10 protein-coding genes are annotated in these 13,054 nt (G+C 37.9%); 6 read left to right on the top strand and 4 right to left on the bottom strand.

Annotated elements, in window-relative coordinates:
- Positions 1–277: 277 nt before the first annotated feature.
- The gene (locus tag MHH51_RS20780; protein ID WP_339283387.1) at positions 278–1,012 is read right to left on the bottom strand and encodes a DUF2812 domain-containing protein; all 735 of its coding nucleotides are present in this window, start codon (positions 1,010–1,012) and stop codon (positions 278–280) included.
- Complete coding sequence (locus MHH51_RS20775; protein ID WP_339283386.1) at positions 1,009–1,326, bottom strand: helix-turn-helix transcriptional regulator; 318 nt, start codon at positions 1,324–1,326, stop codon at positions 1,009–1,011. Before MHH51_RS20775 ends, MHH51_RS20780 begins: the two co-directional genes overlap by 4 nt.
- Before the next feature lie 280 nt (positions 1,327–1,606).
- On the opposite strand from MHH51_RS20775, the gene MHH51_RS20770 reads away from it, so the two are divergent.
- From MHH51_RS20770 to MHH51_RS20760, 3 genes are all read left to right on the top strand, one after another.
- Complete coding sequence (locus tag MHH51_RS20770) at positions 1,607–2,107, top strand: DoxX family protein (protein WP_339283385.1); 501 nt, start codon at positions 1,607–1,609, stop codon at positions 2,105–2,107.
- A gap of 331 nt (positions 2,108–2,438) precedes the next feature.
- Positions 2,439–3,629 (top strand): MFS transporter, encoded by a 1,191-nt coding sequence (locus MHH51_RS20765; protein ID WP_147212720.1) that lies wholly within the window; start codon positions 2,439–2,441, stop codon positions 3,627–3,629.
- A 5-nt stretch (positions 3,630–3,634) separates the two neighbouring features.
- Positions 3,635–6,784, top strand: coding sequence for a DEAD/DEAH box helicase (locus MHH51_RS20760; RefSeq protein WP_339283382.1), 3,150 nt, complete (start codon positions 3,635–3,637; stop codon positions 6,782–6,784).
- A 68-nt stretch (positions 6,785–6,852) separates the two neighbouring features.
- Here the strand turns inward: MHH51_RS20760 and MHH51_RS20755 are convergent, their stop codons facing one another.
- A complete protein-coding gene (locus MHH51_RS20755) occupies positions 6,853–8,115 on the bottom strand; it encodes a hypothetical protein (RefSeq protein ID WP_339283381.1) in 1,263 nt (420 codons plus the stop codon).
- A 61-nt stretch (positions 8,116–8,176) separates the two neighbouring features.
- A complete protein-coding gene (locus MHH51_RS20750; protein WP_147212723.1) occupies positions 8,177–8,965 on the bottom strand; it encodes a serine hydrolase in 789 nt (262 codons plus the stop codon).
- A gap of 362 nt (positions 8,966–9,327) precedes the next feature.
- On the opposite strand from MHH51_RS20750, the gene MHH51_RS20745 reads away from it, so the two are divergent.
- The 3 genes from MHH51_RS20745 to MHH51_RS20735 all read left to right on the top strand — a co-directional run bounded on the left by MHH51_RS20745 (position 9,328) and on the right by MHH51_RS20735 (position 12,990).
- Positions 9,328–10,326 carry a TAXI family TRAP transporter solute-binding subunit gene (locus MHH51_RS20745; RefSeq protein WP_156985192.1) on the top strand — a complete coding sequence of 333 codons (999 nt, stop codon included), beginning with the start codon at positions 9,328–9,330 and terminating at the stop codon, positions 10,324–10,326.
- Positions 10,327–10,460: 134 nt separating this feature from the next.
- Complete coding sequence (locus tag MHH51_RS20740) at positions 10,461–11,003, top strand: DUF1850 domain-containing protein (protein ID WP_156985191.1); 543 nt, start codon at positions 10,461–10,463, stop codon at positions 11,001–11,003.
- Complete coding sequence (locus MHH51_RS20735) at positions 10,996–12,990, top strand: TRAP transporter permease (RefSeq protein ID WP_339283379.1); 1,995 nt, start codon at positions 10,996–10,998, stop codon at positions 12,988–12,990. Before MHH51_RS20740 ends, MHH51_RS20735 begins: the two co-directional genes overlap by 8 nt.
- Positions 12,991–13,054 lie beyond the last annotated feature (64 nt).

Here is a 13,054-nt window from a genome sequence, read left to right as displayed (position 1 = left end):
AAAATAAGACTTCGTTCAAAGTGTTCGCTCTTTAGTTCTTAGAATGAGGCTGCGGATATTTTTCGTAAATAAACCAAAAAATTTGGATAAAACAGAATAATAAGTGACTAATATTTATTTCCTGATAAAAAATGATTAAAGATGTAAAAGTCCGGTTAAAAACGAAATTTCTTCTTGTTTTATTATACGAAACTACTATTCATATGGTTTCAAAAAGTTTGATTGGTCCTGGTAATTTATCTTTTGTAAAAGGCAGTATGGTAAGGGCAAGAATTGTTTAACGTTTATTTTCATTTGTTTTTCTGCTGATTATATGATGAAGCGATATGATACCCCGAATAATAGTTGGGAGTGCAATCCCTCCAATAATCATAGATGTTAAGATTTGAATAGCATAATCTGTCTCAATAACAAAGAACATAATAATAACAGCGATCAATAAGAGCAGGGGCAGTGTCATTTTCCCTAGAGAGGCCAATCGATGTTTACCTTCTGTCTTCCATTTATTCGAGTACTCTGAAATAGAAGTCCAGGCTATAAGAATGAAAATCACACTGAAAATAACAGCTGCTGTAAAAAGAATAGATTGTAAGACACCGGAGCTCATCAATGCTCCTACCCATAACAGTACAGTTATAAAAAATAACGGAATCGCAAATTTTATCATGGTATTACTGGAGCTTATATATTTTTCTGCTATTGTATCAAGGTCACTGTAAATCGGTTTTGTACCTGGATTCGCTCGAAATAAGTGCATATCTCCTTCCGAAGCAACATGCGACCATCCAGACGATGAAAAAAGGTCAAAGTATTCTTCTTCCTCTCCATCTTCTAATGAACGATAATCAATACAGTAGATATAATCCGAGCTTTCTCCTTTTTCCAGAATATATCCCATAAATTTAAAGTCACAGACATGCCAGCCCTTCAAAGATAATCGGCGCAATTTTTCCATATCCTTCTCCTCAGAAAAAGCCAGCCCGCCTGACATCATATATTTTGTCTGTCTCATTCTTCAGCCTCCTTCAGTCCTGTTTCTGCTAATTGAATCATTTGTTTTCTAAGTTTTAAATCCTCAGCCAATACTTTTCTGCCATTTTCGGTAAGCAGGTATGTTTTACGTCTTGAATCTGATCCATCATGCAAATAAATCCATTCCTGTGTTAACAGCTTTTTAATAATGGTGTACATGGAAGCAGGACCTATTGTAATGACGCCACCTGTTGTTTCTTCAATAAGGCTCATAATAGCGTAGCCATGCCTCGGTTTCGTTAAAGCAGCCATAATATAAAACATGGAATCTGTTAATTGCTCCGACTTTTTCAACCAATCACCTCCAGTATCACTTTAAGATATATCATAAAACGATACAATGGAAATATATCATAAAGTGATATAGAAGTCTATAGTTATATCACAATTTGATACAACTATAAATATCCATAAATTACCTTCACATTTCGTTCAAACTATGTGAATAAATTCACAAAAAACTATTTACGAATTATAAATCACATGTTATTATAAAAGTGTAATAAAGGATATCCTAAATAATTAAATGTGAAATATTGAACAAATAATATATTAAATAAAGGGAGAGATTGACATGATGAATTTTCTGAGAACAAACAAATATATTGCAGGGCTTTGGGTAGTTATTCGACTTTATCTTGGATATACATGGTTAACATCTGGCTGGGGTAAGATAGCAGGTGGAGAATTTGACGCAGGTGGTTATTTGCAAGGTGCTCTAGGCAATCCGGATGTACCAGGCTGGTGGGCCACGTTCCTTGAAAATGTAGCAATTCCAGGCTCTGGACTATTTTCAATCGCTGTTATGTGGGGAGAAGTATTTATCGGACTTGGACTAATCTTAGGTATTTTCACAAATCTTGCAGCACTTATGGGTGTTGTTATGAACTTCTCTTTCCTGCTAAGCGGAACATTATCTACAAATCCGCAAATGGCTATTTTGGGAATCTTCATTGCTATCGCTGGTGCAAATGCTGGCAGATATGGTCTGGACCGTTGGGTAATGCCTTACCTTAAAGAAACTTGGAAGCAGCGTGTAAGAAAAGAAAAACCAAAAGAATCAATGGTTGCCTAGCAACAGCAGATAATATTATGCAAATGAAATAGTACAGGAGAGCAGGATATTCCGCTCTCCTGTACTATTTCTATTTAATGAGCTCTATGACATTATCATCGCCTTTTGACAGTAATATTCTCTTTTAAAGTGTCTCTGCTGGATTAAATAAAATTCAGCAGATCTATTGCCCTGTTCACTTTTTATTTTTTGAATATCGTCTAAATAAGAATGTGTTTAAAAAGTATTCTTTGTTATATTTAAAATTCGTTCTGAATTCTTTTCATGTTATTTGTCAGGAAACTCCTGTATAATAGCTTAGGAATGACAAAATGAAAGAAGGATGTTTATTATGTCAGCTCAAGCGCAAACAGTCTCGCAGAACGATAAGATATTTTCGCGGGATTTTCTATATATCTGGATTGCGAACTTTTTTATTTTCCTAGGTTTTCAAATGACTATTCCTACGATACCACTATTTGTGAAAGACCTCGGCGGCAGCGATCAAATGGTGGGAATGATTGTGGGGATTTTTACTTTTTCCGCTTTGCTGATACGACCTTATGCCGGTCATGCTTTAGAAAGTAAGGGGAGAGGGTATGTTTACTTAATCGGGTTAGCTATTTTTGTCCTCTCTGTGGGGGCATTTGCATTTACGGCGAGTATGTTATTTTTAATTATTATTCGAATTATTCAAGGTGTCGGCTGGGGATTCTCGACTACAGCCGGAGGAACGGTTGCAACAGATTTGATTCCGCCCAAAAGAAGAGGAGAAGGGATGGGCTATTTTGGTTTATCTGGAAACATTGCTTTGTCTTTTGGCCCAAGTCTGGGTTTAACCTTAGTTGTCCTTATTTCTTACCAGCAGCTTTTCTTATTATGTGCATTATGTGGTGTGTTTGCATTTCTTTTTGCGATGCGCATACGTTATAAAAAAGTAGATCCGGCACATCAAACAAGAGTAGCGCGTTTTGATGTATTGGAAAAAAGTGCATTACAGCCATCGATATTATTATTTTTTATTACATTTGCTTTTGGAGGAATAGCTACATTCCTGCCTCTGCATGCGATACAAAGAGGTGTGGAGGGCATTCAGCTTTATTTCTTTATTTTCGCTGTATTTATCATGATTTCCCGGCTGTTTTCGGGCAGACTATATGATAGAAAAGGTCATAAATTGATTTTCCTTCCTGCGGTATCGCTTATATTAATATCCATGCTTCTCCTGGCATGGTTGCCAAATACGACAGTTTTGTTAACAGCAGCCGCTTTGTTTGGTCTCGGATTTGGAGCTGTTCAACCGGCATTGCAAGCCTGGGCAGTTAATCGGGCGCCTGCTGACCGAAAAGGAATGGCAAATGCTACTTTCTTTTCCTGTTTTGATCTGGGAGTAGGGATAGGAGCAATCTTATTCGGGCAAATTGCAGCAATACTTAACTATACATCTATCTATTTAACAGCAGCAGCCTCTATCGTTATTTCTATACTGATTTATGTATTTACTGTCCTTGGAAAATCATCTGACAACGTAAAGGTGGGTTAACAGATTTGAAACAAATAAAGGATATGAATATCAAAAATGCGTTTCCTGATAATTTTTATCGTCGCGGCCTAGTTTATTTTAAAAATAATAAAGTACATGACCTAATGTATGATTATAATAATTTAACCTGGTCAGCAACAGTACAAGGAACAGAGGATTACTTAGTAGAAGTGAATACAAATGATTTGCAGCAGGGTTCCATTGATATGCATTGCGATTGTCCGGCGTTTGAGGTATATGGGTACTGCAAACACATTGTGGCAACATTATTAGCGGTTCAAAGCTATGAAAAAAATGATGTGCAGCCTAAAGTAAATCATTATCGCCTGAATCGTTTTATGGAAGCTATCCGGGGTACGAGAAATATAACTGAAAACTCTTCTTACCAACAGCCTGTGAATGTAGAGTACATCTTAAGCTGGTCTTATCTGAAGCATTTGCAGATTGAAATGAAGATTGGTGAGAAGCATCGCTATGTTGTGAAGAATATAGCAGAGTTCTTAGAAAATTATTTTAGAAAAAGAGATAATTATTTCTCCAAGAAATTTACATTTCAGGCAGATAAGCATGTCGTAAATGAAGCAGATCAGGAAATTTTTGAGCTGTTGTATCAAGTGTGCAAAAGCGCGGAACTATATGATTCATATAACTATTCGGGAAGAAGCAGTGAAAGATACCTACTTATTCCGCCAGTACTTGCAAAAAAATTATTGTATCAATTAATGGAACGTGAAACCAGTGTTAAAACAGAACGAGAAGAATATAAAGAGCTGCAAATTGTGGAGGGAGAGCTTCCTTTTCAATTTGACGTCATGAAAAATGATCAGCATATTTCGCTCAATCTGCAGAATGGCAGTGCAATGACGTTTTTCCCGAACTATGATTTGCTGTTTTTAGATGGTATTTTCTACTTTCCTGAAAGGGAACAAGTCCCAGTTTTGAAGGAATTAGAAATGTTTCGTTTAGAAAATATCTATTTTGATGTCCCAGTGGAACAGACGGACACATTCCTCTCTGAGATTATGCCGGCACTGGAAACTGTCGGCGAAGTTCAATTAGATGAACGCATTGCTGATGAAGTGGTTAAAGAGCCGCTAAAAGCAAGATGCTATTTGGAATTAAAAGAAGATATGGTCGTCGGGCGCCTGGAATACCATTATGGAGCCTATGTGATTGATCCATTTCAGGGGAAAAAAGATTCTGATGTGATGCTGATTCGAGATGTTGATAAAGAACGCCAAATTATGCAGCATATTGAAGAAGCAAACTTCAGATATAATGGCAGAGAGCTTTATATGTCTGTGGATGAAGAAGATTTATATTATTTCTTATATAAGATTTTACCGTCCTTGGATAAGGATGTGGAATTATTTTTATCCAGTGAGTTTAAAATGCTATTCTTTGATTATGATCCCCAGCCAAGCACAAGTGTTCATATGGAAGGGCAAAATAATTTATTGGAAATTGGTTTCTCCATTGAAGGTGTAGATGATAACGAAATTAATCGTGTACTCCAGGCTGTGATTGAGAAGAAACGTTATTTCCGGTTGGATTCCGGTCAGATGATGAATCTGGATACGGAGGAATTTACTTCTATTCAAAGGTTTTTTGATGGATTGGGAATGGATAAGAATGCTGTTCAGGATGGGCAAGTACAGATGCCTGTATATCGTGGTGCCCAGCTGGATGAGCTGCTTGATACAAAAAAACAGTATGACTCGAATTTCAGAGAATTATTAAGCCATTTGAAGTCACCGGAAGAACAAGTGTATGAACTTCCTGAAAAATTACAGGCATCCTTACGTACGTATCAGAAGGTCGGTTATCAATGGTTTAAATCACTAAGCCAGTATCAGCTTGGCGGAATTTTGGCAGATGATATGGGACTTGGGAAAACACTGCAGGCAATAGCGTATATTACCTCTGAATCAGAAGGAACACCTGTTGGTCCGCATTTGATTGTAGTTCCATCCTCCGTTGTTTATAACTGGAAAAATGAGCTGGAGAAATTTGCACCGCATTTAACTTCTGTGATTTTGACGGGTCAGCCAGCAGAGAGACATGAGCGTATGAACGACTCGATGGGGAAGGATGTCTGGATTACTTCTTATGCGACTTTGCGTCAGGACATTGCGTATTATCAGGAAATCACATTTCAAACATTATTATTAGATGAGGCGCAGTATATTAAGAACTATCAGACGAAAACATCTAAAGCCATCCGTACGCTGAGTGCAACACGGAGATTTGCGCTAAGCGGCACCCCTATTGAAAATTCTATTGAAGAGCTGTGGTCTATTTTTCAAGTAGTCCTGCCTGGGCTGATGCCGGATCAGAAAACATTTAAACAGCTTGATGCAGGGAAGGTATCGGCCATTACAAAACCATTTATTTTAAGGCGCTTGAAACGGGATGTGTTAAAAGAGCTTCCGGATAAAATTGAATCCGTTCATATTTCTGAATTAACAAGTGATCAAAAGGACCTGTATGTTGGCTATTTGAGAAAGCTGCAGCAGGAAGCCGCTACGTCTATGAAAGAACATGTATTCCAGCAGAATAGAATGAAAATCTTGGCAGGCTTGACCAGATTGCGACAGATCTGCTGTCATCCATCTACATTTGTGGAGAATTATGAAGGAAAATCAGGCAAGCTTGAACAGCTGATGGAAACTGTCGAAACGGCAATTAATAACGGGAAGAGATTACTGATTTTCTCCCAATTCACCAGCATGTTAGAAATTATTCGCGAGCGATTAGAGACGTCTGGTTATGAATATTTTTATCTGCATGGTGAAACACCTTCCAAAAATCGTGTTGAAATGAGTGAACGGTTTAATCAGGGAGACAAAAGTATATTCCTTATTTCTCTGAAAGCTGGAGGCACCGGCTTAAATCTTACTGGCGCAGATACCGTCGTTTTATATGATTTATGGTGGAATCCGGCAGTAGAAGATCAGGCGGCAGGGAGAGCACATCGTTTTGGTCAAAAAAATGTTGTGCAGGTCATCCGCCTAGTAACAGAAGGTACAATTGAAGAAAAAATATATGAGCTTCAGCAGAAAAAGAGAGAATTAATTGATCAGGTTATTCACCCTGGGGAGACAATGCTTTCTTCATTAAGCGAGGAAGATATTAAAGAGCTTTTAAGCTTGTAGATCTTAGAAGGAGCTTTGCTTTAAGTTTAGAAAAAGACGGCCTACAACCGTCTTTTTTCTTTTTCATTTTATTGCTTTAAAATAAACAGCTTCCTTGGCCTGCCTTTTGTATACGGGCTTTCTTTGCCGGATATCTTAATAATCTCGCCGGAAAGCAGTTTTTTGACAGTCCGCTCGGCACTGCGCTTGGTGACCTGGTAAAAATCTGCAATATCATTTGATGAGAAAGGCTCATTATTCCGTTCTACGATAAATTGGATAAAAAGATAAGATAATTCATTGTTTAAACGGGCTTGATGGACAAGTGCATAAAATAATTTATTTGTGTCAATATTCCTGCGTTGGCCGATTGGTCCGATCTTTTCCTGGCATTCATTAATCAGATAACTGATACTGCCTTTGTCTCTTTGACAAGCTTCTAAGGCCAGATAAGCATGTTTTTGAGAAGAAAGAGGGTTCAGACCGAGCCCGAATGCCAGCGCAATCGGGCTTCCGGCAATTTTTTCTACATCATCCATAAGCGGAAAGGCGCGATAATTTTCCTTAATAACCTTAATCAGCTTACTAGTACCAATGATAAAATAGTGGCTATCCTTCGTTGGCAGAAGCATAGCATCATATTTTTTGCAGAATTCACTCAAATATTTTCTGATTTCTGTATGTATTTGATGATGCAGATGAATAGGAAGGCTTTCTTTCAAGGATAAAATACCTGTCATGACGAGATTTGTAGAATAACTCTCTATTTCCAATATCTGCACTGTTTTTTCTAATGCCTGGATAATACACTTTTCAGCAATTTGAATAAAATGAACTGGGAAGCCTTCCTGCAAGAGTCCGATATAGACATCTTTTCTGGAGGTTAGAATCAAATCTGTTTTTTGCTGAGAAAATAACTCCTTATGAAAATCAATTAATTTTTGTATGTTTTCGACATCCTGCTTATGGTAATCGATTGAAAATAGCTCATATTCTGTCAGCATGGTGTCATGAGCGGAATCAACCAGCTTTATATGATCTGGATAATCAATAGACAAGCATTTTTTAGGAGAAAGTTTTCCTGTATATAAGATAGACGATAGGATACTATACTCATCATAATCAATATAAAACATCATTTGCTTATGCTTTTGTTTTACAGCTTCATGATAAGAACAATAATCTGTAAAGAGCAATGCATCACACATAACAGCTCTCTCTGCCTGGGCCGCAGCATCACATGGATCAGAGAATATAAAAGGAAGAACCTCCATGGACGCGAACTGTTTTGTGATTTCCTGTACCCTTTGAACGATGTTTTTTTCTCCCAGAATTCCTAATTTTATATTCATTTATTTCCCCCTTGTATAGACCCCTGTATTCTTAATGGGGAAAGGAAATATGTTTTTCCGTTCACCCCTTTAAATAATGGTATATATGTGCTCCTGAAGCTTGATGGAATTGCTGCCCTTCTCCATTATTTGCCCAGCCCTCGGTAAGCACGACAGCTTTAAGAAGCTTATCTGCTGTTTGGAATATAGCGGCATCATGCTCAGCTCCAGTAAGTTCCCCTGTTTTATGAAAAGTCTTGATGTCTGAATCATAGGAAGAAAAAGCAGTTAGTTTACTGTTAAACTGCTGATTTTCTAAGATAGTTAAAATCTGCTGCTGGCGGTGCTTTGGCATAATGTGATTAGGTTCTGTAAATAAGTCGAGAAGAAGCATGACATCATAGCAGGTTGTTACATTTTCTAATCCAAGCTGTATGGCCTTTTCATCCATCAGCTTTCTCTCTAATTTCGTATTATTACAATGAATCTTTTTAATAAAGGCTTGGATATAATCCAGACCGATGAAATCAATGAGTGCATTTGTTGCTGTATTATCAGAAACAATAATCATCAGTTCAAGCAGCTGCTGGTACGTATAAGTTTGTTTATCTGATAAATAAGAAATGACACCGGCACCGCCTGCCATATCTGAATCGGGAAGATTCACCTGCTTTGACAGTTCAATATTCCCTCTCTCTTCTTCATAATAGGCAGCGGCAAGGATAAACAATTTAATAATGCTGGCCGCACGGAGCTGCTTCATTTCATTGAAAGCGATCTGATTTCCTTCAGATTTAATAAGGTAACAAATTTTTACTGGTGGTAATGGCTTTATAGAATAGATTGCATGTTTTAACAGTTTTAATGACAAGCTTCATCACCTCGTTTTAAAGTGGACTATCATAATCGTATGGAATATTCAAAAAATAGTCAAGAATTACTTGAGATAAGCATTGTAATGATAATAGAATATAGAGTATTTTCTTAGGGGTTGTAACATAAAATAAAAATAGAGTTTAAAATACCGAAAATTAATTATATTTAAAATGTAATCGATTTCTATTATAAGAATAATTTGACGTTTATGTTAATAATATTGTAAACTTATTGCAGGAGCTATACCTTTTTGGCAGGTAAGAAAGTTTAAACTTTCTTACTGCATAAGCGCAACTAAGGTTGTCAATTAAAGGTTTAGTGACAACCAAGTTTTCTAATAAAAAGGGGGGACTTTTGATGAAAAAGAAATGGTTAAGCCCGCTCGCACTTATCTTTGCATTATTTTTATTTTTAGCAGCCTGTGGCGGGGATAATAACGATAGCAGCGAGGGAGATGGTGATGGCGGAGACAGCAGCACTGATCCTGACATGCTTCAGCTTGCTACTGGTGGTACAAGCGGAACTTACTATCCACTGGGAGGAGAAATGGCGAACATTATATCTAAAAATACAGATGTATCAGCAAACGCTATTTCTTCCAATGCTTCCGCAGAAAACGTGATATCGATTGAAAATGGTGATGTAGATATTGCTTTTGTACAAACTGACGTTGTAGCACATGCTGTGGAAGGAATTAATGCTTTTGATGAGCCTGTAGAGCATGTATTAGCACTGGGTTCTCTATACCCTGAAACAGTGCAGATTGTAACGACTGGTGATTCTGGAATCGAGTCTGTAGAAGATCTCGAAGGACGAACAGTATCAGTAGGCGCACCAGGTTCAGGAACATATATTAATGCTGAGCAGATTTTAGAAGTCCATGGTTTAACAATGGATGATATTGATGCACAAAATCTGGATTTCGGTGAATCTACAGGCGGTATTCAAGATGGTAATATTGATGCGGCATTTATTACAGCTGGGACGCCGACAGGTGCTGTAGAAGGATTATCCGCAACCGTAGATGTTGCTATTGTACCATTTACTCAAGATAAAATTGATGAACTGGTGGATGCGTATCCTTATTACGCTCCAGACACTGTTGAAGCAGGAACTTATGGACTGGAAGAAGATGTAGAAACAGTAGCGGTCCTGGCGATGCTGGCAGTCAGCGATTCCTTGTCCGAAGACCTTGTTTATGATATAACAAAGGCTCTTTATGAAAATGCAGAAGGAATGGCACATGAAAAATCTTCCTTTATCACGCTGGATAACGCTTTAGATGGAATTGGCATTGATTTACATCCAGGTGCACAGAAATATTTTGATGAAGAGGGAATTGAATTGGATAATTAACCTGAATAAGCCGGCACCACCCTGATGGATAGGGAAAGGCTGCCGGTTTTTTTAGAAAAAAATTATAATTCATAGAAGGCTTGTTATAGAAAAGGCCGCATTTTTTATTTGGATGTTAATTAGGTGATGCTGGTATGCAAAGGAAAAAAAGACTTGTTTTGCTTGTAATCATTATCATTATTGGAATTAGTATTGGCGTGAATTATCCGATTCAGACAGCTTTGATTTTTCATGATGGGGAATCCGGAGAATTGACGGCTTTTTTACCTTTACATGAAAATGATTCTTTCTCAATTACCTTTACGCATTCGATTCACTTAACGGATGTGGTTGAAAAATATAAAGTAACAGATGATTTACAAATTGAGCAATACGAAATTATATACGAAGAATTTGGTATCGGAATGCCCAGTAATGCCGGAGAGAATGAAGAATTTATCTATGAGGATGGAAAATATCATATCAGAAATATGAAGCACCAGTTTGAATCGTTAAATATCCGTAATGGGAAGGTTGTGTCCAATCACCGCTTAGCCTGGGGGGAGAAGAACAGTAATGACGAGGCATGCTGTGAAGTTCCTTTTAACGATTACTTTGAACCTGGTGACTGGTATAAAGTAAAAGTAGATTGGATTACGTTATTAGATTATTGGGAAGGAGAGAGGATTCATGAGTGAGAAAAATAATGAAAATCTCTCAGAAAAAGAGCAGCAGGAATTATTGGAAAAATATGATACAGAATCAAAAACAAGAAATTTAAAAGGAATTATTGCCAGTGTTGTCTTTCTCCTGCTAATTGCATTTTCGATATTTCAGTTGTACACCGGTATTTTCGGGCAGTTTACAGCCTACATCCAGCGGACTGTTCATTTAGGCTTTGCGCTTGTACTTATTTTCTTATTGTTTCCGGCTGTCCGCGGAGCAAAGAAAGATACAGTTCCATGGTATGACTATGTATTAATGGTTCTAGCAATTGCTGTCTGCAGCTATTGGCCGGTATTTTATGATACACTTGTGCAGCAATTTGGCGGGATTTCACTTATGCAAATGATTATTGGCGGCTTAGCTATTTTACTTGTACTTGAAGCAGCCAGACGGGCAGTTGGACTTCCAATTATCATTATTGCGCTGCTGTTCCTCTGTTATGCACTGTTTGGTCCCTATATGCCGGGGGCTTTTGCGCACAGAGGACTGTCGCTTGAACAATTGATTCAATCGATGTTCTTTACAACAGAAGGAATACTGGGTACACCTTTACAGGTATCCTCGACTATTATATTCTTGTTCCTTTTATTTGGAGCTTTCTTAGTACAGACAGGTATTGGAAATTATTTTAATGATTTGGCCATATCTATTGCAGGAAAAAGAGTCGGCGGGCCCGCAAAGGTAGCTATCTTCTCCAGTGCTTTAAATGGAACAATTTCAGGAAGCTCAGTTGCGAATACAGTAACAACTGGATCATATACGATTCCTATGATGAAAAAGCTCGGTTATCGGAAGAACTTTGCCGGTGCTGTTGAGGCAGCAGCCTCAACAGGTGGACAAATCATGCCGCCAATTATGGGGGCTGCCGCCTTTTTAATGATCGAGTTTGCCGGGGAAAGCTACTGGAATATTGCTAAAGCAGCTATTATTCCGGCGATACTTTATTTTGCAGGTATTTGGATTATGACACATTTTGAGGCAAAACGAACAGGCTTGGTTGGATTGCCGGATGAGGAAATACCGAGTAAACGTGCCGTTTTGAAAAAAATACATTTATTAATACCAATTTTAGCAATCGTTTATTTCTTATTTACAGGTATGAGTGTCGAACGTGCGGCTGTTTATGGTATTTTATCAATCGTTCTTGTCAGCCTGTTTCGAAAGGATACAAGGATTACACCGACAAAATTTCTTGTGGCGTTGGAGCAGGGTGCCCGAACTGCACTTGGTGTAGCAGCAGCAACTGCATGTGCCGGGATCATTGTAGGTGTAGTTACTAAAACAGGGCTTGGCTTGACGCTTGGTAACAGTTTGGTTTCTATTGCTGGTTCAATTGCGAGTTCACCAGAGATTCAGTTAATGCTGACACTCGTATTTACCATGGTTACATCGATTATTCTTGGAATGGGGTCTCCTACAACAGCTAACTATATTATTACATCTACGATTGCCTTACCGGCTATTGTGGCACTGAATGGTCAGCTGGAGGTTGCTATTCCAATATTAGCTGCACATATGTTTGTATTCTACTTTGGTATTGTAGCTGATATTACGCCTCCTGTTGCCTTGGCCGCTTTTGCAGCAAGCGGTATATCTGGGGGAGAGCCAATTCGTACAGGAGCAAATGCAACTAGACTCGCAATTGCAGCATTTATTATTCCATATATGTTTGTGTTGAATCCGACATTGCTAATGATTGATACGACTGTTTTTGAAGTAATTATGTCATTAATTACCGCCATGCTGGGAATGATTGCAATTGGCGCAGGAATGATCGGTTATTGGTATCGCAATGTGAAATGGTATGAACGGATTATAGCAATCATTGCCGGACTTTTATTAATCTATCCAGAAGGGTATTCTGATACGATAGGCTTTATTATATTTGTTGTTATGTTTGTGATTCAGTACATGTCGAGGGATAAAATGGACAGGAACAACAGAATGCAAGCCAGCTAGTTAAATCTTTTCAGAAGAAGCGCTTATTATGTTATATAATAATGGGCGTTTCTTTCTTTTTTTA

The sequence above is a fragment of the Oceanobacillus sp. FSL K6-3682 genome, from assembly GCF_037976165.1.
Classification (GTDB): domain Bacteria; phylum Bacillota; class Bacilli; order Bacillales; family Amphibacillaceae; genus Oceanobacillus; species Oceanobacillus sojae.
The sequence above is the reverse complement of the archived record's forward strand: the minus strand, read 5'-3'. Positions and strand labels throughout refer to the sequence as shown.

Coding starts and splice junctions, on each gene's coding strand:
- MHH51_RS20780 (WP_339283387.1), bottom strand. CDS start 1,012: ATGAGACAGACAAAATATATGATGTCAGGCGGGCTGGCTTTTTCTGAG.
- MHH51_RS20740 (WP_156985191.1), top strand. CDS start 10,461: ATGCAAAGGAAAAAAAGACTTGTTTTGCTTGTAATCATTATCATTATT.
- MHH51_RS20735 (WP_339283379.1), top strand. CDS start 10,996: ATGAGTGAGAAAAATAATGAAAATCTCTCAGAAAAAGAGCAGCAGGAA.
- MHH51_RS20770 (WP_339283385.1), top strand. CDS start 1,607: ATGATGAATTTTCTGAGAACAAACAAATATATTGCAGGGCTTTGGGTA.
- MHH51_RS20755 (WP_339283381.1), bottom strand. CDS start 8,115: ATGAATATAAAATTAGGAATTCTGGGAGAAAAAAACATCGTTCAAAGG.
- MHH51_RS20765 (WP_147212720.1), top strand. CDS start 2,439: ATGTCAGCTCAAGCGCAAACAGTCTCGCAGAACGATAAGATATTTTCG.
- MHH51_RS20745 (WP_156985192.1), top strand. CDS start 9,328: ATGAAAAAGAAATGGTTAAGCCCGCTCGCACTTATCTTTGCATTATTT.